Genomic DNA, 20,606 nt, shown 5'->3' with positions numbered 1-20,606 from the left:
ATACCTCAATTGGTATTTGGCAAGAGTGTTTTTGGAAGAGCTAACAGTGAGCCGACATGCTATGCCCTAGTTCATAAGGAAACGCGGCCGGTTCAACCGGACGGGAGGCATTGATGAAGAATACCCCGACGCTGTCGCTGCGCGTCCCGGAGCCTTCGGGCCGGCCGGGCGATACGCCTGATTTCAGCCATTTGAAGCTCGACGAGCCCGGCGCGGTCGCCCGCCCGGACGTCAGCACGACCCCCGCCGAAATGCGCGATCACGCCTTCCGCCTGATCCGCGTGCTGGACGATCAGGGCAAGGCCGTCGGGCCGTGGGACCCCAAGCTGGACCCTGAGACCATGCGTCGCGGCCTGAAGGCCATGATCCTGACGCGCGCCTTCGACGACCGGATGCACCGCGCCCACCGCCAGGGCAAGACCAGCTTCTATATGAAGTGCACCGGCGAAGAGGCCATTGCGGTCGCGCAGGGGATGATCCTGAGCCGCGAGGACATGGGCTTCCCGACCTATCGCCAGCAGGGCCTTCTGATCGCGCGCGACTATCCGCTCGCGACCATGATGAACCAGATCTATTCGAACGCCGAAGACCCCATCAAGGGCCGCCAGCTGCCGATCATGTATTCGGCCAAGGACTACGGCTTCTTCACCATCTCTGGCAATCTGGGCACCCAGTATGTTCAGGCCGTGGGCTGGGGCATGGCCTCGGCCATCCGCGGCGACGACAAGATCGCCATCACCTGGATCGGCGACGGCTCGACGGCGGAGAGCGACTTCCACTCGGCCCTGACCTTCGCCGCCGTCTATCGCGCGCCGGTCATCCTGAACATCGTCAACAACCAGTGGGCCATCTCGTCCTTCCAGGGCATCGCCGGCGGACTTGAGACCACCTTCGCCTCCAAGGGCATCGGTTATGGCCTGCCCGCCCTGCGCGTCGACGGCAACGACTTCCTGGCTGTTTGGGCCGCGACCCAGTGGGCCGAGGAGCGCGCCCGAACCAACCAGGGCGCGACGATCATCGAACTGTTCACCTATCGCGGCGCGCCGCACTCGACCTCGGACGATCCCAGCCGCTACCGCCCTGGCGACGAGCACGAGAAGTGGCCGCTGGGCGATCCGATCGCCCGCCTGAAGCAACACCTGATCGGCCTGGGCGAATGGTCGGACGCACAGCAGGAAGAGGCCGAAAAGGAAGCGGTCGAGAAGGTCCGCGCCGCCGCCCGGGAATCCGAGGCCATCGGCACCCTGGGCCAATCGCGCCCCAGCGTGAAGACCATGTTCGAAGAGGTCTATGCGACCGAGGACTGGCGCCTGGTCGAACAGCGCCGCGAAGTGGGAGTCTAAGTCATGGCCGAGATCAACGACAAGATTGAAGCCGACATGGTCGACCAGAAGGACGCCCCGGCGTCGGTCGCCCCGGACGGCCCGGCCATTGCGCCGATGAACATGATCCAGGCCCTGAACTCGGCCCTGGACGTCAAGATGGCCGAAGACCCCACCGTCGTCTCCTACGGCGAGGACGCGGGCTATTTCGGCGGCGTCTTCCGCGTCACCGACCACCTGCAGAAAAAGCACGGCCTGAACCGCAGCTTCGACGCCCCGATTTCGGAATCCGGCATCGTCGGCACCGCCATCGGCATGGCCGCCTATGGCCTGCGCCCGGTGGTCGAGATCCAGTTCGCCGACTACATCTATCCAGCCTACGACCAGATCGTCTCCGAAGCGGCCAAGATGCGCTATCGCTCGGGCGGCCAGTTCACCACGCCGATGGTGGTGCGCAGCCCCTACGGCGGCGGCATCTTCGGCGGCCAGACGCACTCCCAGTCGCCGGAAAGCCTATTCACCCACATCGCCGGTCTGAAGGTGGTGATCCCGTCCAACCCCTATGACGCCAAGGGTCTGCTGACCGCGGCGATCGAGTACGACGACCCGGTCATCTTCTTCGAGCCCAAGCGCCTCTACAACGGCCCCTTCGACGGCTGGCACGAAAAGCCAGTCAGCCCTTGGAAGGCCCAGGACCTGGCCCAGGTCCCGACCGGCAAATACGTCGAGCCGATCGGCAAGGCCCGCGTGATGCGCGAAGGCAATGACGTGACCATCCTGGCCTATGGCACCATGGTCTGGGTCGCCCTGGCCGGCGCCGAGCACGCGGGCGTGGACGCCGAGGTCATCGACCTGCGCACCCTGGTTCCGCTGGACATCGAGACCATCGAGGCCTCGGTCAAGAAGACCGGCCGCTGCGTCATCGTGCACGAGGCGCCGAAGACCTCGGGCTTCGGCGGCGAACTGAGCGCCCTGGTTCAGGAGCGCTGCTTCTATCACCTGGAGGCGCCGGTGGCGCGCGTGACCGGCTGGGACACGCCCTATCCGCACGCCTTTGAATGGGAATATTTCCCCGGACCGCAGCGGGTCGCGGACGCGCTGAAAGCCGTCATGATGGGAGGTCGCTAAGATGGGTCGTTTTGTTTTCAAGCTTCCTGACGTTGGCGAAGGCACCGCCGAGGCCGAACTGGTCGGCTGGCACGTCAAGGTCGGCGACACCGTCGCCGAGGACCAGATCGTCGCCGACGTCATGACCGACAAGGCCACGGTCGAACTGACCAGCCCGGTCGCGGGCGTCGTCACCGCCCTGCACGGCGAGCCCGGCCAGATGATGGCCGTGCGCGGCCCGCTGGCCGAGTTCGAGGTCGAGGGCGAAGGCAATGCGGAAGCGGTCGCCGAAAGCCCCTCCACCGCTACGCGGTCCCCCTCCCCACAAGGTGGGGAGGAAAAGCCCTCGCTTTCTCCTCCCCATGCCAATGGGGAGGTGGCGCCGAAGGCGACGGAGGGGCCGACGGCCGCACCCGGAGCCAACCACGTCTTCAAACTGCCCGACGTCGGCGAAGGCACCGCTGAAGCCGAACTGGTCGGCTGGCATGTGAAGGTCGGCGACACGGTCGAGGAAGACCAGATTCTGGCCGAGGTCATGACCGACAAGGCGACGGTCGAACTGACCAGCCCGGTCTCCGGCGTCGTCGTCGCCCTGCATGGCGAAGCCGGTCAGCAGATCGCCGTCGGCGGCCCGCTGGTCAGCTTCAACGTGGCGGGCAAGGGCAACGTCGCCGAAGCCCCCGCCGCCGCTCCGGCGTCTGCCGCCAAGGCCGAGAAGGCCGCGCCGGCTCCTGTCGCCGCACCGGCCGCCAAGCCTGCCGCTGCGCCCAAGGCCGACGCCAAACCCGTTCCGGCCCTGACCGGCCGCCAGCCGGGCGAGCGCCCGCTGGCCTCTCCCGCCGTACGCAACCGCGCGCGTGATCTGGGGGTCGACCTGGTCTTCGTGCCGGGCAGCGGCCCCGCCGGCCGCATCGAGCACGCCGATCTGGACGCCTTCGTGGCGCGCGCCGGCGCGTTCGCCCCGGCCCCGGCCTCGGGCGGCTCGCTCTACGCCAAGGCCGAGGGAACCAACGAAGTCCGCATCATCGGCCTGCGCCGCAAGATCGCGGAGAAGATGGCCGAGAGCGTCCGTCGCATCCCGCACATCACCTATGTCGAGGACATCGACATGACGGCGGTGGAAGAGCTGCGCGCTCACCTGAACGCCCAGAACAAGGGCACGGGGAAGGCCAAGCTCAACGTCCTGCCCTTCATCGCCCGCGCCATCGTCGTGGCCCTGAAGGACCAGCCGAACATCAACGCCACCTATGACGACGAGGCGGGCGTGCTGACCCAGCACAACGCCGTCCATCTGGGCATCGCCGCCCAGACGCCGAACGGCCTGATGGTCCCGGTCGTCCGCCACGCCGAGGCGCGCGACGCCTACGACACGGCCGAGGAAATCGTCCGCGTCTCGGGCGCCGCCAAAGACGGCAGCGCCAAGCGCGAGGAGCCTCAGCGGCTCGACCATCACCATCACCTCGCTGGGCACGCTCGGCGGCGTGGTGCACACGCCCATCATCAACCACCCCGAAGTCGCCATCGTCGGTCCGAACAAGATCGAGGAGCGCGTCGTGGTGCGGGGCGGCCAGATGGTCGTGCGCAAGATGATGAACCTGTCCTCCAGCTTCGATCACCGCATCGTCGACGGCCACGACGCGGCGGTCTTCGTGCAGAAGATCAAGACCCTGCTGGAGAACCCGGCGACGTTGTGGATGAACTAAGAACCCAGCCTCTTCCTTCCGCTCATCCCCGCGGAGGCGGGGACCCAGGCTTCAGCTTCGGACCCCGCCCTTGGCCTTCTTCACCTACATCATGGCCAGCCGACGGAATGGGACGCTCTATACGGGCTCGACGGACGACATCGGCCTGCGCGCCTGGCAGCACAAGGAAGGGGCGGGGTCGAAGTTCACCGCCGAGCACGGCGTATGCAAACTCGTCTGGTTCGAGGCTCACGAGACCCGCGAGGCGGCGTTTCAAAGGGAGCGGCGGATCAAGAAGTGGAACCGTCAGTGGAAGCTGCGGCTGATTGAAGACATGAACCCCGGCTGGCGCGATCTCATCGAGATGTTGAGCGCCTAGCCGAAACCTGGGTCCCCGCCTCCGCGGGGATGAGCGGAGAGTTTGATGCAGACCCTCAAGACCAAAGTCCTGATCATCGGCGCCGGGACCGGCGGCTATGTGGCGGGGATTCGTTGCGGCCAGTTGGGGCTGGAGACCGTGCTGGTGGATGCGTCGCCGGGCCTCGGCGGCACCTGCCTGAACGTCGGCTGCATCCCGTCCAAGGCCATCATCCACGCGGCGGGCAAGTTTGAGACGGTGGCCAAGGCCGTCGGCGACGGCACGCTGGGCATCACCGCCTCGACCCCGGCCATCGACCTGTCCAAGACGGTCGAGTGGAAGGACGGGGTGGTCAAGAAGCTGAACGCCGGCGTCGCCGCCCTGCTGAAGAAGGCCAAGGTCAAGGTCATCAAGGGCTGGGCCGAGTTCTCGGACGCCAAGACCTGCACCGTCAAAACCGAAGACGGCGACCTCCGCATCAGCGCCGAGCACGTCATCCTGGCTACGGGGTCGGAGCCGGTCGAACTGCCCTTCCTGCCCTTCGGCGGCGACGTGATTTCGTCCACCGAGGCCCTGAGCCTGCCCGAGGTTCCCAAGAAGCTGGTCGTCGTCGGCGGCGGCTATATCGGCCTGGAGCTGGGCATCGCCTTCCGCAAGCTGGGCGCCGAAGTCGCCATCGTCGAGATGGCCGAGCGCATCCTGCCGCTCTACGACAAGGCCCTGACCGACCCGGTCGCCAAGTGGCTGGAGAAACACGGCGTGCAGCTGCTGCTCGGCGCCCGCGCGGGAGGGTTCGGCGACGGCAAGCTGAACGTCACCGACAAGGACGGAAACCCGATGCAGCTGAATGCCGACAAGGTGCTGGTCACCGTCGGCCGCCGCGCGCGGACCCAGGGCTGGGGCTTGGAGAACATGGGCGTGGCCATGAACGGCCCGTTCGTGAAGATCGACAATCGCTGCGCCACCAGCATGAAGAACGTCTGGGCCATCGGCGACCTGACCGGCGAACCTATGCTGGCGCACAAGGGCTCGGCGCAGGGCGAGGTTGTCGCCGAGATCATCGCCCATCTTTCTGGGAAGGAGGCCACGACCGCGTGTTCGATCCGACCACCATCGCCGCCGTCTGCTTCACCGAGCCGGAGATCGTCTCGGCGGGCCTCGGCCCCGACGACGTGAAGGGCCGCGACGACGTGATCCAGGCGGTCTTCCCCTTCGCCGCCATCGGCCGCGCCCTGGCCATCGAGGCGGGCGAGGACGGCGGCTTCGTCCGCGTCATCGCCTCCAAGTCGGATCACCGCCTGCTGGGCGTCCAGGCCGTCGGCCAGCACGTGTCGGAGCTGTCCAACAGCTTCGCCCAGATGCTGGAAATGGGCGCGGTGCTGGAGGATGTCGCCGGAACCATCCACGTCCACCCGACGCTGGGCGAAGCCTTCCACGAAGCCAGCCTACGGGCGCTCGGGCACGCCATTCACATCTGAGGGCGCTATGCTCGGGTCGCGGACCCTCGCGACTTGAGCGCAGTTGAGCGGGCCGCGATCGTCGGCCTTTCGGGACCTCCCGACCCAACGCGGCTTGAGATTCCCTCCGCCCTTCGGGGCAAGAAAAGGGCGCGCAGCGAATGCAGTGCGCCCTTTTTGCGTCTAGCGCCTGCTAATCAGTTCTTGGCGGGAACGCGCGTGTCCGTGGCCGGATCGACGGCGCCGGGGCGTCCCTCGGCGGCGGCCTCGGCCTGATTGGACTCCAGCTTGTCGGCGACCTTGCCCGCGCCTTCCTCGACCGCCTGAGCGGCCTTCATGGCGCCGGATTCGACCACTTCGCCGGTCTGGGCGGCGACGTCGGCGGCCTTGTCGCCGGCGGCTTCGGCGTTGGCCTCGGCCTGGTTTTGCTCGGCCTGGGTGCAGGCGGCGGCGCCGAGCGCCAGGACGGAGGCGGCGGCGATGGTCAAGGTGCGGATGCGCATGGGTGAACCCCTCTGAGATAGGAACCTTTGCCTTAACGCCGGCGGTCCCGCGCGGGTTGCGATCACCCTCAGTTCAGGTCGACCGGCAGCGTCTGGCTGGCCAGCAACTGCTCCATCGTCTTCCAGTGGTCCGGCCCCTGCCGCTGGACCCAGGCCTGCACCATGTCGCGGCCGAGGCCATAGTTGATGATGTAGGAGCGGTAGGTCTCGATAAAGCTCAGCCGCTGCGCCGCCCGGTCGCGCGCCACGAGGCTGTATTTCTGCAGCTGATCCAGCGCCGTTTCGCGGTCGATGCGCCCCGCCAGATAGGCGTCCGCCACCGTATATTCCGCCCGCGCCAGCTCGCGCGTCAGGGTCAGCAGCTGCGTCTGCGCCTCGGCTGTCGCCGGGTCTAGCCCGGCCAGCGGATACAGCACCTGCGCCTCGAACTCGGTGCGTTCATGGCCAGGGAAGGCCAGGTCGATGCCGTAGTTGGCGCTGCCCTCGGCGATGAAGGACATGGGGCTGAACAGCGGATAGACGCTCATCTCGACCCAGCCCTTGTCCTTGACGAAGGTCTGCTCCAGCAGGGCGTTGTAGACGTGGTGGCCGGGATACCCCTCGTGACAGCCCAGATCGACCGCCCGGTCGATGTAGATCGGCAGGTCGGTGTTCACCTGGATCAGGCTGAAGGCCCCGCCCTTGAACCAGTTGTATCCGGACCACGGCTTGTCATTGACGAACTCCAGGGTGAAGGTCTCGCCGGCGGGCAGGGTCATGCGGCGTTCGGTGCGCGCCTTGCACTCATGGATGGCCGCACGCATCACCGTGTCCAGCCGGTCCTTGGGGATGACGTAGCGGGCGCGGAAGGCGGCGACCCGATCCGCCAGCGGCCCCTCGCCGGGGACCAGGGCGTCGATGCGCGCCAGCACCGGATCATAGGACGACAAGGGCCGCAGTTCCGGCCGCACCCCGAACAGAGCCTCGGCCTCATCGGCGAAGCCCATCGTCTCGCCCTGCAGCATCCGCAGCCGCGCCGAGGCGGCCGCGACATGGGCCTTCAGATAGGCGCGGCGCTGGCGGCTCTGGGCGTCCAACCCAGCCTCCGGCAGGGCGTCCAGGCGCTGGGAGAGGTTGGCCGCGCCCTTGGCCAGCTGGGGCAGGGCGCGCGGCTGCGCCTTGGCCGTCTCGGCCCACTGCGCCGGGCCGTAATAGGCGTCGACATAACCCGGCTCGCGCTCGCCGATCTCCAGCGTCAGGGCGACGTAATCGCGCGCCACGGCGTCCAGACTGTCGGCGTTCGGCTTCGGCGTCGCCGCGCAGGCGGCCAGAACGGCGACGGCGCCCGCCAGGGCGGCGATGGTGGTAGCGCGCATGGACATCTCCTCTCTCGTCCCTGACGCTAGGCCTTCGCGCGCCGCTCGCCAAGAAGCGGCCTGCGGACGCAGTTCAGGGATTGAGACCGCCCCGCCCATGCTGTAAGCACCGCCGTCCGGCCTCGTCGCCGCAGACGCACCCGTAGCTCAGCTGGATAGAGTGCTGCCCTCCGAAGGCAGAGGTCACAGGTTCGAATCCTGTCGGGTGCGCCAGTCTCAACCATATCGTTGAAAACGCTGCGGAATTACCGTCGGCTAAACCGTTTTCCGACGATTGCTACACAACTCTGCTACACAATTTTCCCAACGATCAGGGGCTAAGCCGTTCTGATCATTCAGGAAAACGGTCAGGCGGCTGCTACACAAAGCTGCTACACAATGTTCGAACGCATTTGGTGGAGCGAAGTGGCGGTCGCATCTACTACCGGCGCCGAGTTCCTGAGGCTCTTCGAGCCATTATTGGCAGGGAGAGAAGTCTGGAGATCGTTGGGGACGGACAGCCCAACGGTCGCCAAGCGTCGCGCCTTACGAGTCGCAGCCCAGATCGAGCACGAGTTTGAGGTGGCCCGCTCAAAGGTCGGCCTGAGCGTCGATCCGATCATGCTCGAAGCGTTCACCGAACCGGCGCCCAGTGCGGCGGCGACCTCGGTCGCCGAGCCTGAGGAGCCGAACGGCATCACACTCGGCGATCTCTACGACGCTTATATGGATGATCCGACGCGGGATTGGTCGCCGACCACGCGTATGGCTTACCAAACGACCAAGCGACTGGTGGTGGCGATCCTCGGCGCAGATACGCCAGTTCGTTCCATTACTCGTAGTCAGTGCCGCGAGATGATCGAGGTGCTCCGCTGGCAGCCTCGCAACGCGTCCAAGCTATTTCCAAAACTTAGCCCAATCGAAATCGCGGAACGAGCGAAGGTCGAGGGCCGCACGGACCTGATCAACGCCGCCAACATTAACACCTACCTGAACAAGCTCGGCGGGGTGCTGAACTGGGCGGTGAAGGAGGAGATGCTGGACCGCAATCCGGCGCAAGGCTTGCGCGTGCCCGATCCGACCGCACGGCGCGACAAACGCCTGCCGTTTTCGACCCGTCAGCTACAGACGATCTTCTCGGCGCCGCTTTACACCGGCTGCCGCGACGACGGACATGGCTACGCAACGCCCGGCCCAGAGCGACCCCGCAACGCCCGCTTCTGGATTCCTCTGCTGTCGATGTTCGGCGGCCTTCGCTTGAACGAGGCCTGCCAACTCGATGTCGCCGACATCCGGCGGGTCGAAGACGTGGACTGTTTCGTCATCACCGAACGATCAGAGGACGACGAAACCGACAAGCGGTTGAAGACCTCCTCCAGCGAACGGGTCGTCCCGATCCACAAGACCTTGATCGACCTCGGCTTCATGGATTTCGTCCGCCAGCGGAAGCGCGCGGGTGAAACCAAGCTGTTCGGCGAGGTGGGCATGGGTGCCACCGGCTATCGCTCCACAACCTTCTCTGCGTGGTTCCGACGTTTCGTCGCCAAGGCCGGAGCAGAATCGCCAAAGACCTGCTTTCACAGCTTTCGGCACGGCTTCCGAGACGCCCTTCGCGAGGCGCGCATCGACCGTGACATCGCACTGGCATTGGGCGGATGGACGGCCGGGAACGGTTCCGCTTCCGTGGCTGATACCTATGGCAACGGCTATCAGATCGCGACGCTGAAAGAGGCCATCGACCGAGTGCGCTATCCCGGCCTTGACCTATCGCACTTGCGATGAGGCAATGATCGCCTTCACTAACCAATGTTCTATCAGCTATAACGTGGGGGAAGCTGGAGGAACGGCCATGCTGAGAGATGGCGAACATGATCAACTCAGCCCCGCGCAGAGACAAGTTTATCTTCGAGCCAGCCCGGGAGAACGCGCGATGTTTGCTCGTGTCTGGGAGGCGACCAATCGAGGAAAAGCCAGAAGTAACGCTGAAGGTTCGTCAGGGATGCGTTCATTGGGCGCGAACGGAACCGTTTTGACAGCCATTTCTTTGGCAATATTCTCGTTCTTGTTCGCTTGGGAGCCCTACAATGTGGTTTGGCTGCTCTTTTTGGTCATCATCGGACCCCTTTGCGTTATCTCGATTTTCATGTGGATGTTGGGCGTCCTTGAGCAGAGGCTCATCGCGATCAACGAGACCCTCAAAAACCGACCTTAACAATGCCGCCCTAGCAGCCGCCTGACCGTTTTCCTGAATGATCAGAACGGCTTAGCCCCTGATCGTTGGGAAAATTGTGTAGCAGAGTTGTGTAGCAATCGTCGGAAAACGGTTTAGCCGACGGTAATTCCGCAGCGTTTTCAACGATATGGTTGAGACTGGCGCACCCGACAGGATTCCTCTGGTGGCTAAGTTTGTTGTCCATGCCGCACTCCTGATCTGGGGCGTCCAGCCATCGTCATCGGGACGATTCCGGTCAACGCTGTGGTAGGCCGTAACGAAGACATGCGACCGCATTTGGCGGCGGTCGATCAGGGATTGGGGGACTGAGAGATGAGGCGGTTGGCGCATGTGATCGAGGCGACCGAAGTCACCGCCGTGGAGCGACGGCTTGAAAACGCATTGAAAGCTGCCGGATTTAATGTTGGGCGGCTCAACCTTACGCCGCTCGCCCAGCAGGTCGCCGCTGAGGAAGCGAAGGAGCTACTCGTCGCCGTCAATATCCAGCCGATTGAGGCTCCTTTTTCGGGCGAGGCGACGGCGGCGTGGAAGTGCGGTTCGTATTCGGAGCGGCAACCGATCACGTGATGGCCAAAACGGTTCTGGCTTAAGCCGCCACGCTCTCCTGACGGTCTCCGCGACCGTTTCCAACGAGCGTTTGATCGAAGGCGCGTCTCGCGAGTTAGCTCGGCATGTCCCAGCCTTTTTCACCATCGGCCACGCGACGCGCACACTGGATCAGTTCGTCGAGCTTCTGATGGAGAACCGGATCGGCATGGTGGTGGACGTGCGCTCCATGCCCGCGTCCCGCACCAACCCGCAGTTCAACCGCGATGTGCTGCCCACCAGCCTTCAGGACTACCAGATCGGGTATCGCCACCTCGCCGCCCTCGGAGGGTTGCGCAAAAAGCAGATGCCGGAAGAGGAGTCGCCGAACGACTATTGGCGAGTGAAGAGCTTTCGACGGTATGCCGATTATGCCCTTGGCCCTGACTTCGCAGCGGGCTTGGCCACGCTCCGCGCTCTGGGCTCAGAGCAGCGGATCGCCATCATGTGCGCTGAAGCGGTGTGGTGGCGATGCCATCGGCGGATCATCGCCGATTACCTTCTCGCTCGCGGGGAGGAGGTGTTTCATATCCTTGGTCAGCGCGACGCTCAGCCCGCCAGTTTAACGCCGGGCGCCCATATCCTGTCGGGGGTGAACGGATCGAATATCGGGCCGAAAAGCCCGCCTAAATCAAGCGGCCACGCTCTCCTCACGGTCCTCTTCCACCGTCTCCATCGAGCGTTTGATCGCTGTCACCGTCATGGGCGAGGCCCGATGGAGGCGGGCGGTGGCGCGGATGCCCATACCGTCGTCCAACGATTTCCTGATCGCTTCCACACGGTCCTGCGGCATCGGTTTACGACCGCTCTTCTTGGTCGTCCGACGAAGCCCAGCCATGATGCGCTCACGGATCATGGCCCGCTCGAACTCGGCGAAGACCGACAACATCTGGAACATCATCCGGCCTGATGGCGTCGAGGTGTCGAGGCCCTGCTGGTGGAGATAGAGGTCCACGTTTTTGGCGTGGGCATCGTTCAGGAAAGACACGAGATCGGGCAGGCTGCGGCCAAGGCGGTCCACGCTCCACGCCATGATCTGCTCGAAGTCCTTGCGGGCCACGCCTTTTAGCAAAGCGTCGTAGCCGGGGCGCCGGTCACGGCCTTTAACGCCGGAGATGCCTTCGTCAGTGAATGTGGCGACCACTTCCCAGTCCTGCCTCTGGGCGACGGCCAGAAGGTCACGAAGCTGGTTCTCGACGGTCTGGTTTTTATCCGCCGTCGAAACACGAGCATAGATCGCCACGCGCTTGGTCAGGGCTGTTCTCCTATTGCTATTGAGAGAACGCCAGACTCTCATAGATCGGCGAAGCGTCAACGAGATCGGACAGTAGCGGCGCCGCGCGTGGGGCGGCCTTCATCGGATTCTTGTTTGTCAGCGGGCTGCGCGTGGCTCATGGATCGGACGAGCAGTAGGCTTCCGAGAGGATATGGAGCGGAATGGTCGAACCGGAACGCCATCCAATGGCTGCGGAACTGATAGCTGCTGTGGGAGAGGTGATGTTGAGGTGGGGGCGCCTCGAAGCAGAAATGATGCGAAGGCTGGAAGGGAGTGAGCACAACCTTTCCCCTCGCGCTCCGACGATCCAGCTATGGCGCGTCGTGAGCGGGCAGCCCGGATCGGACCTTGCGGTTTGGAATGAGGAGATCGAATGGGCAGCCCACGTCAGAAACTTGCTGGCGCACGGGTTTGTCGGCGGCGTCTGCGAACCGATAGATGGCCATCCGGCAGTGATCTGCCGACACCCGGACGGCGAAAACCGCCGCCTGACTTATGACACGCTCAAAGCTGCGGCGCAGAGAATCGATCTGCTTCAGCTTCGCCTTCGCCAAGAGACAGATGCCTTGCGCCGTTCTCCTCGCAAGATTTGACTACCGGACGGCGTCGGTTGTCAGGAAGGCGGCATCTCATCCAGCGGGATGATGAACATTTGGCTGTAGCCGTGGTCGCCATCGCTGATGGGAAAGGCCACATAATCTTCGCCAGCGTCATCAGTGGCATGGCGCACTATGTCGTTGAACTCGGCGGCGCGCTTAGGATTGCCGATCAGCAAGAAGCCATCGCTGTCCCGCCGAACTTGGTAGGCGGGTGACGTTTCCAACAGACTGTCGAGAAATCGCCCCATAGGGGAATATGAACATCGCTCGACGAACACTTCAAGCTACGCCGTGGACGGTCGCCGCCGAGGTGGCGCCAGTTGGGTAGATTACCTAAGTGTTTTTCCCCAGTGGTCGTGGCCGCGCGCTCTATCTCTGGCGCCGGTAATCTTCCTGCTCGGCGGCGAGTTCGAGCATCATTCGTAGGGCCGATCCATATGATCCTTCGCACCCCTCGACTAACCTGCTGAGCAGCTTTGCTCGGTCGGGGCGCATCTTCGGTGTTTCCATCACCCACACTGGAAAGGCCCGCTCTACTCCCCAGTCCTCGCCGAGCACCCGTAGATCGGTGTGTCGGCTATCCGAGCGCAGACGGGCCATCAGCGCATCAACGGTAGGGGAGAGCCTTCAATGACCTGTATGAATGTGCCATCGGCGTAGGCCAGCACGCCCGTGATCTCGTCCTGTCGATTGTTGCGGGCAGACGCGCCGAGAATCTCCGCGAGGTTCAGCGGGTGCTCCATCGAAATGGTTGACCGGCTACAGTAGATCACTCGCTTCCAGCGCATCACCCCGTTCCTCTCGTTGAGGACAAGGCCCCTGAGAGACGGATGTTCCCTCAGGGCGTTGTCGCCCCTCCGCACGTCCCAGAAAACAGATGGAAGCGGGCACGAAAATCGACGCCGATAAAAGCCTGACATTTCAGGTCGCGATCTTCCGTGAAACACCGCCAATTTCACCCCCTTTGAGAGAACGGTCGCGGCGGCTCTTTTCGAGCGATCTTCCAGTCGGCTCTCCGCGATCCGGCTGAAGCCTTCATGAGATCGAGGATCAAGGCGAGTGCTCCGCACTCACCTGCGTCTGACCCTTTCCATCGCCGCGCCTCGCTGTCGCTCTGCCCGACGAGCTAAAGGGCGCAGCCGATTTGTGAAATCAGGGAAGAGCCAAATCCCCTCATTTAACGACCTTGCTAAGACATCTTATAAGGAAGGCCACTAAATGAGGGCTTTTCTCAGAGAGCCGATTGGTCGCTTCGCTTCTCTCATAAAAGGAAAGAAGAAGGCGTAGATATAAATGCCGCCGCGACACTCACCATGTTAAATATGGACGTGGCGGACAACGCTGGAAGTCATGAACCAGCGAGATCAGCAGGTCGAAAACTAAATGGGTATTCGGCTGGAAGTGGGAGGGGAATAGTGGGCATGCTTGCGTATCCTCTCGCGCGCCACTCTGCCTCGTTCGTCAAGACAAATCCCCAAGCAGACTCCATCATCCCAAGCATAACCTTGAAAGAAGGATGGGCCAGATCGACATGAAGGCCTCTCCACCCCACCAGCTTCAGGAATTTATCGGAGACGAAATCCTCGCTGGTCCTATCGGGCACGGGGCTGAATTTTTTGTGGTTCGCCAGCGCGGCCGATAGGGGCGCCGTCGCTTTTTCATTCCGAACGGAACTCAAAAATGCAGCGCACTCATTGTAGAACGCGTTCTCACCATCCCGGCAATCAGGCGCATTGAGGATAGCTTCGGCGCGATAATACAGTTCAGACTTTTTCCATATCCAAACCAAGTTGGTGATCCGGTGAAGTTCAACGCGTTCTCCTGATTTTTCGAGAAGCGTCCAATCTTGCCGCCCATTCTTCCGCTCATAACTGCGCTTTATCGGGGAATCTCGGTGAGCTACGAACGCATCGACCTCGGCTCTCGGATACCACGTCGTTCCGGCAGTTCCCGTCGTGGTGGAGCAATAGAACATTGGACATGCACCAGTGGCCGATTTCTGTCCGAGATTAGCAAGCGACTTTACACTAATCCCGATTTTGTCCGCTGCCTCCTTCCGGGTGAGGAGGTCCGTGGCAGGAATGCCAAGCAGCTTCGCCAGCCGGTCTTTGGTGATAGTTCGATGCTTTGAAGGTTGGTCAGCCATGGCGCGGTTGTCACCCATCGCGCCTACAAAATTCTTACCGTGAAGCCGTCTGGCCGCGCGCGAAGGGATAACTGCGGACGGATGTGAGAACTCTGGAAGGTTGAGGGAAAAGCCTTGCTCCCCTTGTCATCCACAGAAGCTCGCTACGGATCAAAGGATGTGGCCTTTGGCACTCATCACCCACTGATGAGGTCACTCACGCCGCATGAATAACCGCCGCCAGAAGCTCGCCGAGATCAAACAAGGTCCCGTCGCGAACGACAATTGTCCGACGATCACGCCGCCGCCCTCGGCGCCGTCCGCCCGCCTTCTGAAGGGTGAATGCGTAGCCACCATGAGTGCCATGGCCAGCGAGTCGGTCGATCTGATTGTGACGTCGCCGCCCTACATGAACATCGGCATGCCCTATGGCGACGACTTCCAGTCGATTGAGGATTATGTCGAGTTCTCGCGCCAATGGATCACGGCCGCCGCGCGCGTCTTGAAGCCCGGCGGATCGATGTGGATCAACGTCGGGATGCATAAGGCGGGGCCGAACAGCCGCGTGCCGCTGACCTACTATCTGTTCCCGCTGATCGCGGCCACGGGCCTGACCTTCGTTCAAGAAATCGTCTGGGATCGCCGGGCGCAGCAAAATACCACCCAGCGTTTCGCCACCCGTTCTGAACGCTGGCTCTATCTGGTGAAGCCCGGCGTGCTGAAGGGCGGTCGTGGACGCCCGAAGGTTATCCATCCGACCTTCAACCTCGACGACGTGCGCCGTCCCTCTACGTCGAAGGACAAGCGCAACAATCCGGCCGGGGCCAACCCTGCCGACATCTGGGAATTCACGCAGGTCCACGGCACGGCGAAGGAGCGCACCGAGCATCCGTGCCCGTTCCCGGTCGCGATGATTGAGCGCATTGTGCTGGCCTGTTCCAATCCCGGCGATGTGGTGCTGGACCCGTTCGGTGGGTCAGGGACCACTGGCGCGGCGGCGATGGCCCATGGCCGCTCCTCGGTGATGATCGAGCGCGAGCCGACCTACTGGCCGATCATTGAAAAGCGTTTGGGGCTTGTGGATCGCGTCGTCGTCGGTTCGACCGAGGCTGGCGCGGACTTGTTCGCTGAGTTCCACCACGGCGACGCCATCCAAAAGATGAAACTGATCCCGTCCCAGTCGGTGAACCTGATCCTGTGCGACCCTCCGTACGGCACGACGGCGGTCGAATGGGACGAAGTGCTTCCGGCGGCCGACCTGTGGCGTGAATATAAGCGCATCCTCGCGCCGGGCGGCATGATCGTTCTCCACGCGGCCCAGCCGTTCACCACGGACCTGATCATGTCGAACCGCTCGTGGTTCAGCCAGCACCTGATCTGGGAGAAATCCCGCGCTTCCGGTTTCTATCATGCGAAGCGTCGCCACATGGCTGCGCACGAAGACGTCCTTGTCTTCAAACGTCCCGGTGCGAAAACTACCTTCAACCCTCAGGGTGTGGTGAAGAAAGAGCCCCAACTCGTCCGTCGCGCCAATGCGGGCAAGGTCTACGCAAGCAATCCCGCCACCAACGAATGGATCAACGATAGCTCGAACTACCCCCGCTCGGTCTTGAAGTTCAAAAGCGAGCGCACCCATGGTCACCCGACCCAGAAGCCGCAGGCTCTGGCCGAATACCTGATCCGCACCTTCTCCAATCCCGGCGATGTCGTGCTGGACCACTGTTTTGGAAGCGGGACGACCGGCGCGGCGGCCATGGTCGCTGGCCGCAGCTTTATCGGCGTTGAGCGCGATGACGAGTGGTTCGCAAAGGGTCGCGCCCGCGTTCTTGCGGCGGCTGGAACGGATGAACTCCCGTCGCCGACGACGCCGGTCGCCGCGAACGATGATGCCACTGCGGCCAAGGCCACGGATGATTGTTCTGGTGCTCGCGTCGCCCAGTCTGCTGCGCGGCCCGATAAGTCCAGTGATGACATCGTCCGAGTCGGCACGACCAAACGGGTGGCCCAGCGCGGGACCATCGCGAACGACAACCGTCCGACTTCCGATGTCATCCGGTATGGCACCGTGTGCTCGGGATCGAGGGGGTGAGCTTGGCATGGGAGCCGCTCGGTGGCTTCGGACCTGCCTTCTTCTCGGAGGTTGAGCGTTTTCCGAGCGCAGTGCTGGACCACCACTGGCCCCACGTTCCGAACCTTGGCGACATGCGCGGCATCGACGGATCGGAGTGGCGCGGCAAGCTGGACGTGCTGTGGGGAAGCAGCCCCTGCCAAAGCTTCAGCCTCGCGGGGAAGCGGCTCGGCATGGCCGATGGCCGTGGCGAACTGACCCGCAAGTTCGTGGACCTTGCGGATGAGATCGCCCCCGAATTCGTCATTCTTGAAAACGTCAAAGGACTGCTCAATGACCCGCAAAACGCCTTCGGCTGCTATCTCGGCGCCCTCGTCGGTTCGCCCGATCCGCTCCGCTTTGGAAAAAAACGCTGGCCCAACTTCGGCTATGTCGCGGGAGTTCGCCGACACGTCGCTTGGCGCGTTCTCGACGCGCAACACGGCGGCGTGGCGCAACGCCGCGAGCGTGTCTTTGTTGTCGGATGTCCTCGAAACGGACCCGATCCCCGAGAGGTTCTTTTTGAGCAAGCGCGCGAAGGCGGGCATCCTCAAGCGGCTGCTGGGTCGCCCCGCGACCGCGAAGCGCACGTTGCCGCCCGGCTCGGTGATCGTAGCCCTGCGATCTACCTGAACGCCGACGCCACGCCGAAGTGGGCCGTGGAGCAAGCTTACACTCTGCGCGCTGCGGGTGGATCGGGCGGCAAGGCTTGTGTCGTCGTCGATGGTCATGTGCGGGAACTGACGCCGCTTGAACGCGAGCGGCTGATGAGAATGCCCGATGGCCACACCAATATTCCGTGGCCGGGCAATGCGCGTTCGCTCGATGTCGCTCGTTTCAAGGCCATCGGTAACTCACTAGCTATTCCCGACGTCCGTTGGATTGGCGAACGCATCAAGCTCGCGCGGGCGATCCACCGGGCCGGGGTCAACCTCCCACAGGCGGCTTAAGCCGCATCGGCGTTGGGTCGGAAGACATCGGGCCAAAGGTCCAGCGGCAGCGAGTGAGGCTCATGCCCAGCGATGTCGCTAAACACCTCGACTGTCCGCTCTAACGCCGCGACGTTCATGAACTCCAGATGCTCAAGTGCCGCCCAGTCGCAGCGCGCAATCAGACCATTCTGCATCAGCCACCCGGCGACCGCCGCTAAATCATCCACCGGGACGAGCAGTCCGGTCTTGGTGGCCGGTCGTAGACCCAGACCGCACCGAACGAACACTGCTTCAGCCTCGGTCGAGCAGATCAGGAGCATGTCATTCATCGGACTGGAGATGATCCCCCCGGTCTTGGTTTGGCCGAGCACCGCTTCCAGCGTCGCCTCATCGTCGTTTGGGAACTGGAAGACGTGATGGATGCTCATCGTCGCGCCTCCGGTTTCAGCCACAGCACGGCCCACGCTACCCTCGCCGCCAGCATCAGGCGGCCTTCGCGAACGAGCTTCTGGAAGAGGGTGATTAAAACGTCGCTCGACGGGCCTCGGGCACCGCGCAGACAGAGATAGTTATCTGCCTTATTCAACCACTCGCTGCTGAAGTGTCGATAAGAGTCGGTGAGGCCGCGTCGCTGGAAGAGGTGGTAGATGTTCATATCGGAGCCTTTCGTTTCCGATATTTAGCTTTGCCATTTAAGGGTAAACGGCGTGATCTCGATACAATTCTGTATCTGGGAGGCTGACTACAGGGTTTTCGCTGGTCCAATCGACCTTGAGACCCACGGCATCGGCGACCTTTCGAAATGCCATTTCGAAACGCTCGTAATCTGTATGTTTTGGTTCTGGCTCAAAAATCTGGAAAACGACCTGAGAGATCGGGGCCAGCAGAGTCAACTCAGGCGCACCTTCATACCCGCCTGAACGCACGTATCCTTCATCGCCCTGATGAGCGGCGACAGTGAGATATGCCTTTGTGTCAGTAAGTGCGACAGGAACATGATCCTTGGACTCCCATCCCCCGGCAGCCATCATGTTGGCGTCAATCAGGTTAAAATTTATGCATTCCCATAGCCGGTGAAAAGCGCTGTCCATGTAGCCCGCCTTGATATCTTGTGCAGCTACACCTTCGAATTCAGCCCTGCAATGAATTGGTCGAGTAGTGCGAGGAAGCGAGTTGTGCGACCTATATGCGGCCCGACCCATACAGGATCGCCTTCAGGCACGAACTCGCCCCAACGAGTAGACACTATTAGCGGCGGGGCCGATGGAAAGAGGGGCTCTTCGGGAGGAAGTGGAAGTGCGTCTTTTTCTAAATATTCCCACTTGGCTTCCGAAAAGCCCGCCTCCTCCAGCATCGCGCAGACTTCATCAACACTGAGCGCGCCATCTTCTATAGAGCTACCCACTTTCTCTATTATTCCGTCCAAACTTTCGAGTAGGGGAGCAAGCGCCACGCCTCAGCGGGCGCGCGCAACTCTACTCGCGTCTCCCATTCATCAGGGGTCCAGTTTAAAGAGAAAGCGGGACTACGAGGATAGCCCAGAAATTCTTCGAACAACCCTATCTCTATCCGTTCTTCAACTGGCCGCACCATCCAAGGTGTCCAGTATTTGGATCGTGAGACGACCATGAAACCCTTGGAGAGCGAGCCGTCCGCCACGTCTGCCGCGAATGTTGCAAGGCGATCATCGTTCATAATTCAGCCCCAAGACTGCTAAAAATTTCTGCCCACAGTATGCATTACGCGGTTCTATATCGCACCGCTCCTGTCATGTAGCCTAACGATTGTTCGGTTTTTACTAAGGGCCCGTGGGTCCAGTTGGAGCGCGCTTGTGGGATTTAATTTGAAGGGCGGTCGGCCCAAAAATATGAAACAGGGCGTCTATTGGGTCCAAAGGCATCGGGATAATACGCGCCGCAGGAGTCCTCGCCCTCAATCGGACCTGCCTCCCGGCGGGACGGTCCGCCCTGATGGACTCGGATGGGCGGTAATCGTTATTGTGTCGCTAATTATTGTGGTGGCGGTATCGCTTTGACCGACTAGCGTCCCGCACGGCGACGGCGGGCACCGCTTTGGTTTGGCCTGCTCATTTCAAGTTGATTCAAAATCCTCCAGCGCCGAACATCGCCGCCAACAATTTCGCCGGGGGCGGCCGCGATTCTTGACACTGGTGGACACCGTAGCCATCGCTAACGCCCCGGTCCACGCAGGGGAAACATGAGCGTCGCGCCTACCTACACGCCGCATCAGGCCAAATATTTCGCGCACTTCCTGACCCGTGAGGGAATGGAGGAAGGCGAAGGGCTGACGCAATCTCTGTCGTCGGCGCGCGTTGACCTGAACCCGCACCAAGTCGATGCGGCAATGTTTGCGCTGCGCTCGCCCTTGTCGAAAGGCGTGATGCTGGCCGACGAGGTGGGGCTGGGCAAAACCATCGAGGCGGCGCTGGTGCTGTCTCAGCGTTGGTGGGAACGGCGACGGCATCTGCTGCTGATCGTGCCCGCCTCGCTGCGGAAGCAGTGGGCGACCGAATTGCGTGAGAAGTTCTCGCTGCCTTCGGTGATCCTCGACGCCAAGCGTGTGAAAGACCTCGCCAAGGCAGGCAAGCCGAACCCGCTGGGTCGCGAGGAGGGGATCGTCATCCTCTCCTACGAATACGCGGCGCGGATCGCCGACCAGCTTCGAGGCGTGCCGTGGAGCCTCGTGGTCTTCGACGAAGCCCACAAGCTGCGAAACGTCTATAAGTCCGCCGAGAATCGCGTGCCGCTGTGCTGCGCGATGCTTTGGCTGGGCGTCAGAAGCTGCTGCTGACCGCCACGCCGCTCCAGAACAACCTGATGGAGCTATACGGCCTCGTCACCATCATCGACGACACCTACTTCGGCTCCGAACAGGCGTTCCGGGCCGAGTTCGGCGGGCGGGAGGACAAGGCGTCCCAAGCTCTGTTGGCGCGACGGCTGGAGCCGATCTGCAAACGCACCCTGCG

The 20,606-nt window shown here is 62.6% G+C and carries 23 protein-coding genes, 1 tRNA gene and 2 pseudogenes; 16 read left to right on the top strand and 10 right to left on the bottom strand.

Annotation, left to right across the window (positions count from 1 at the left end):
- The first annotated feature begins 113 nt into the window (after window positions 1-113).
- The 7 genes and pseudogenes from V8F63_RS03210 to V8F63_RS03180 all read left to right on the top strand — a co-directional run bounded on the left by V8F63_RS03210 (window position 114) and on the right by V8F63_RS03180 (window position 5,947).
- Window positions 114-1,343 carry a 3-methyl-2-oxobutanoate dehydrogenase (2-methylpropanoyl-transferring) subunit alpha gene (locus V8F63_RS03210; protein ID WP_303682862.1) on the top strand — a complete coding sequence of 410 codons (1,230 nt, stop codon included), beginning with the start codon at window positions 114-116 and terminating at the stop codon, window positions 1,341-1,343.
- A gap of 3 nt (window positions 1,344-1,346) precedes the next feature.
- Window positions 1,347-2,450, top strand: coding sequence for an alpha-ketoacid dehydrogenase subunit beta (locus V8F63_RS03205; protein WP_392354496.1), 1,104 nt, complete (start codon window positions 1,347-1,349; stop codon window positions 2,448-2,450).
- A 1-nt stretch (window position 2,451) separates the two neighbouring features.
- Window positions 2,452-3,801 (top strand): annotated as a pseudogene (locus V8F63_RS03200) (biotin/lipoyl-containing protein); the annotation flags it as partial.
- A gap of 109 nt (window positions 3,802-3,910) precedes the next feature.
- A complete protein-coding gene (locus V8F63_RS03195; protein ID WP_392354495.1) occupies window positions 3,911-4,132 on the top strand; it encodes a 2-oxo acid dehydrogenase subunit E2 in 222 nt (73 codons plus the stop codon).
- A 91-nt stretch (window positions 4,133-4,223) separates the two neighbouring features.
- Window positions 4,224-4,490 carry a GIY-YIG nuclease family protein gene (locus tag V8F63_RS03190; RefSeq protein ID WP_392355019.1) on the top strand — a complete coding sequence of 89 codons (267 nt, stop codon included), beginning with the start codon at window positions 4,224-4,226 and terminating at the stop codon, window positions 4,488-4,490.
- 45 nt (window positions 4,491-4,535) lie between these two features.
- Window positions 4,536-5,645 carry an FAD-dependent oxidoreductase gene (locus tag V8F63_RS03185; protein WP_392354494.1) on the top strand — a complete coding sequence of 370 codons (1,110 nt, stop codon included), beginning with the start codon at window positions 4,536-4,538 and terminating at the stop codon, window positions 5,643-5,645.
- Window positions 5,564-5,947, top strand: a complete 384-nt coding sequence (locus V8F63_RS03180) for a hypothetical protein (protein WP_392354493.1) — start codon at window positions 5,564-5,566, stop codon at window positions 5,945-5,947. Before V8F63_RS03185 ends, V8F63_RS03180 begins: the two co-directional genes overlap by 82 nt.
- Window positions 5,948-6,123: 176 nt before the next feature.
- On the opposite strand, the gene V8F63_RS03175 is transcribed toward V8F63_RS03180, so the two are convergent.
- A complete protein-coding gene (locus V8F63_RS03175; protein ID WP_025976631.1) occupies window positions 6,124-6,429 on the bottom strand; it encodes a hypothetical protein in 306 nt (101 codons plus the stop codon).
- A 68-nt stretch (window positions 6,430-6,497) separates the two neighbouring features.
- Window positions 6,498-7,784, bottom strand: a complete 1,287-nt coding sequence (locus V8F63_RS03170; RefSeq protein WP_392354492.1) for a hypothetical protein — start codon at window positions 7,782-7,784, stop codon at window positions 6,498-6,500.
- A 136-nt stretch (window positions 7,785-7,920) separates the two neighbouring features.
- Here V8F63_RS03170 and V8F63_RS03165 point away from each other — a divergent pair.
- The 4 genes from V8F63_RS03165 (at window position 7,921) to V8F63_RS03150 (ending at window position 10,563) form a co-directional block, all read left to right on the top strand.
- Window positions 7,921-7,997, top strand: a tRNA-Arg gene (locus V8F63_RS03165).
- A gap of 165 nt (window positions 7,998-8,162) precedes the next feature.
- The gene (locus tag V8F63_RS03160; RefSeq protein ID WP_392354491.1) at window positions 8,163-9,545 is read left to right on the top strand and encodes a site-specific integrase; all 1,383 of its coding nucleotides are present in this window, start codon (window positions 8,163-8,165) and stop codon (window positions 9,543-9,545) included.
- Window positions 9,546-9,549: 4 nt separating this feature from the next.
- Window positions 9,550-9,975, top strand: a complete 426-nt coding sequence (locus tag V8F63_RS03155; RefSeq protein WP_392354490.1) for a hypothetical protein — start codon at window positions 9,550-9,552, stop codon at window positions 9,973-9,975.
- Between the two features lie 342 nt (window positions 9,976-10,317).
- Complete coding sequence (locus tag V8F63_RS03150) at window positions 10,318-10,563, top strand: hypothetical protein (protein WP_392354489.1); 246 nt, start codon at window positions 10,318-10,320, stop codon at window positions 10,561-10,563.
- Window positions 10,564-10,657: 94 nt separating this feature from the next.
- Here the strand turns inward: V8F63_RS03150 and V8F63_RS03145 are convergent, their stop codons facing one another.
- Entirely contained in the window at window positions 10,658-10,855 is a 198-nt protein-coding gene (locus tag V8F63_RS03145; RefSeq protein ID WP_392355132.1) for a hypothetical protein, read from the bottom strand.
- Here V8F63_RS03145 and V8F63_RS03140 point away from each other — a divergent pair.
- Window positions 10,763-11,023, top strand: a pseudogene (locus tag V8F63_RS03140) (DUF488 domain-containing protein); the annotation flags it as partial. The gene V8F63_RS03145 and the pseudogene V8F63_RS03140 sit on opposite strands and share 93 nt — an antisense overlap.
- A gap of 189 nt (window positions 11,024-11,212) precedes the next feature.
- Here V8F63_RS03140 and V8F63_RS03135 read toward each other — a convergent pair.
- Complete coding sequence (locus V8F63_RS03135; protein ID WP_392354488.1) at window positions 11,213-11,824, bottom strand: recombinase family protein; 612 nt, start codon at window positions 11,822-11,824, stop codon at window positions 11,213-11,215.
- A 194-nt stretch (window positions 11,825-12,018) separates the two neighbouring features.
- Here V8F63_RS03135 and V8F63_RS03130 point away from each other — a divergent pair, with 194 nt between their 5' ends.
- Window positions 12,019-12,450, top strand: a complete 432-nt coding sequence (locus V8F63_RS03130; protein WP_392354487.1) for a hypothetical protein — start codon at window positions 12,019-12,021, stop codon at window positions 12,448-12,450.
- A gap of 20 nt (window positions 12,451-12,470) precedes the next feature.
- Here V8F63_RS03130 and V8F63_RS03125 read toward each other — a convergent pair whose 3' ends face one another.
- The 3 genes from V8F63_RS03125 to V8F63_RS03115 all read right to left on the bottom strand — a co-directional run bounded on the left by V8F63_RS03125 (window position 12,471) and on the right by V8F63_RS03115 (window position 14,620).
- Window positions 12,471-12,632 carry a hypothetical protein gene (locus V8F63_RS03125; RefSeq protein WP_392354486.1) on the bottom strand — a complete coding sequence of 54 codons (162 nt, stop codon included), beginning with the start codon at window positions 12,630-12,632 and terminating at the stop codon, window positions 12,471-12,473.
- 423 nt (window positions 12,633-13,055) lie between these two features.
- On the bottom strand, window positions 13,056-13,199 hold the full coding sequence (locus V8F63_RS03120; RefSeq protein ID WP_392354468.1) for a BLUF domain-containing protein: 144 nt from the start codon (window positions 13,197-13,199) through the stop codon (window positions 13,056-13,058).
- Between the two features lie 605 nt (window positions 13,200-13,804).
- A complete protein-coding gene (locus V8F63_RS03115) occupies window positions 13,805-14,620 on the bottom strand; it encodes a hypothetical protein (RefSeq protein WP_392354485.1) in 816 nt (271 codons plus the stop codon).
- 187 nt (window positions 14,621-14,807) lie between these two features.
- Here V8F63_RS03115 and V8F63_RS03110 point away from each other — a divergent pair, with 187 nt between their 5' ends.
- Both V8F63_RS03110 and V8F63_RS03105 read left to right on the top strand, forming a co-directional pair.
- On the top strand, window positions 14,808-16,670 hold the full coding sequence (locus V8F63_RS03110) for a site-specific DNA-methyltransferase (protein ID WP_392354484.1): 1,863 nt from the start codon (window positions 14,808-14,810) through the stop codon (window positions 16,668-16,670).
- Entirely contained in the window at window positions 16,667-17,638 is a 972-nt protein-coding gene (locus V8F63_RS03105) for a DNA cytosine methyltransferase (RefSeq protein ID WP_392354483.1), read from the top strand. Before V8F63_RS03110 ends, V8F63_RS03105 begins: the two co-directional genes overlap by 4 nt.
- On the opposite strand, the gene V8F63_RS03100 is transcribed toward V8F63_RS03105, so the two are convergent.
- From V8F63_RS03100 to V8F63_RS03090, 3 genes are read right to left on the bottom strand one after another with little or no spacing between them, the layout of a single operon-like run.
- Window positions 17,635-18,048: a hypothetical protein gene (locus V8F63_RS03100; RefSeq protein WP_392354482.1), complete on the bottom strand. Its 414-nt coding sequence runs from the start codon at window positions 18,046-18,048 to the stop codon at window positions 17,635-17,637. The two genes, V8F63_RS03105 and V8F63_RS03100, sit on opposite strands and share 4 nt — an antisense overlap.
- A complete protein-coding gene (locus V8F63_RS03095) occupies window positions 18,045-18,275 on the bottom strand; it encodes a hypothetical protein (RefSeq protein ID WP_392354481.1) in 231 nt (76 codons plus the stop codon). Before V8F63_RS03095 ends, V8F63_RS03100 begins: the two co-directional genes overlap by 4 nt.
- A 37-nt stretch (window positions 18,276-18,312) precedes the next feature.
- Window positions 18,313-18,711 carry a hypothetical protein gene (locus V8F63_RS03090; RefSeq protein WP_392354480.1) on the bottom strand — a complete coding sequence of 133 codons (399 nt, stop codon included), beginning with the start codon at window positions 18,709-18,711 and terminating at the stop codon, window positions 18,313-18,315.
- A gap of 1,126 nt (window positions 18,712-19,837) precedes the next feature.
- On the opposite strand from V8F63_RS03090, the gene V8F63_RS03085 reads away from it, so the two are divergent.
- Window positions 19,838-20,431, top strand: coding sequence for an SNF2-related protein (locus V8F63_RS03085; RefSeq protein WP_392354479.1), 594 nt, complete (start codon window positions 19,838-19,840; stop codon window positions 20,429-20,431).
- The last annotated feature ends 175 nt before the right edge of the window (window positions 20,432-20,606 follow it).

Origin of the sequence: Brevundimonas sp. LF-1, from assembly GCF_037055305.1 — a bacterium.
GTDB classification, from domain to species: domain Bacteria; phylum Pseudomonadota; class Alphaproteobacteria; order Caulobacterales; family Caulobacteraceae; genus Brevundimonas; species Brevundimonas sanguinis.
Note: the sequence above shows the minus strand (reverse complement) of the source record. Positions and strands in the feature narration are given on the sequence as shown.

What these genes read in the sequence shown, in the direction of transcription:
- V8F63_RS03210 (WP_303682862.1), top strand. Translation starts at nt 114, where the DNA reads ATGAAGAATACCCCGACGCTGTCGCTGCGCGTCCCGGAGCCTTCGGGC.
- V8F63_RS03205 (WP_392354496.1), top strand. Translation starts at nt 1,347, where the DNA reads ATGGCCGAGATCAACGACAAGATTGAAGCCGACATGGTCGACCAGAAG.
- V8F63_RS03190 (WP_392355019.1), top strand. Translation starts at nt 4,224, where the DNA reads ATGGCCAGCCGACGGAATGGGACGCTCTATACGGGCTCGACGGACGAC.
- V8F63_RS03185 (WP_392354494.1), top strand. Translation starts at nt 4,536, where the DNA reads ATGCAGACCCTCAAGACCAAAGTCCTGATCATCGGCGCCGGGACCGGC.
- V8F63_RS03175 (WP_025976631.1), bottom strand. Translation starts at nt 6,429, where the DNA reads ATGCGCATCCGCACCTTGACCATCGCCGCCGCCTCCGTCCTGGCGCTC.
- V8F63_RS03170 (WP_392354492.1), bottom strand. Translation starts at nt 7,784, where the DNA reads ATGCGCGCTACCACCATCGCCGCCCTGGCGGGCGCCGTCGCCGTTCTG.
- V8F63_RS03160 (WP_392354491.1), top strand. Translation starts at nt 8,163, where the DNA reads ATGTTCGAACGCATTTGGTGGAGCGAAGTGGCGGTCGCATCTACTACC.
- V8F63_RS03155 (WP_392354490.1), top strand. Translation starts at nt 9,550, where the DNA reads ATGATCGCCTTCACTAACCAATGTTCTATCAGCTATAACGTGGGGGAA.
- V8F63_RS03130 (WP_392354487.1), top strand. Translation starts at nt 12,019, where the DNA reads ATGGTCGAACCGGAACGCCATCCAATGGCTGCGGAACTGATAGCTGCT.
- V8F63_RS03120 (WP_392354468.1), bottom strand. Translation starts at nt 13,199, where the DNA reads ATGGAGCACCCGCTGAACCTCGCGGAGATTCTCGGCGCGTCTGCCCGC.
- V8F63_RS03115 (WP_392354485.1), bottom strand. Translation starts at nt 14,620, where the DNA reads ATGGGTGACAACCGCGCCATGGCTGACCAACCTTCAAAGCATCGAACT.
- V8F63_RS03110 (WP_392354484.1), top strand. Translation starts at nt 14,808, where the DNA reads ATGAATAACCGCCGCCAGAAGCTCGCCGAGATCAAACAAGGTCCCGTC.
- V8F63_RS03100 (WP_392354482.1), bottom strand. Translation starts at nt 18,048, where the DNA reads ATGAGCATCCATCACGTCTTCCAGTTCCCAAACGACGATGAGGCGACG.
- V8F63_RS03095 (WP_392354481.1), bottom strand. Translation starts at nt 18,275, where the DNA reads ATGAACATCTACCACCTCTTCCAGCGACGCGGCCTCACCGACTCTTAT.
- V8F63_RS03090 (WP_392354480.1), bottom strand. Translation starts at nt 18,711, where the DNA reads ATGGACAGCGCTTTTCACCGGCTATGGGAATGCATAAATTTTAACCTG.
- V8F63_RS03085 (WP_392354479.1), top strand. Translation starts at nt 19,838, where the DNA reads ATGAGCGTCGCGCCTACCTACACGCCGCATCAGGCCAAATATTTCGCG.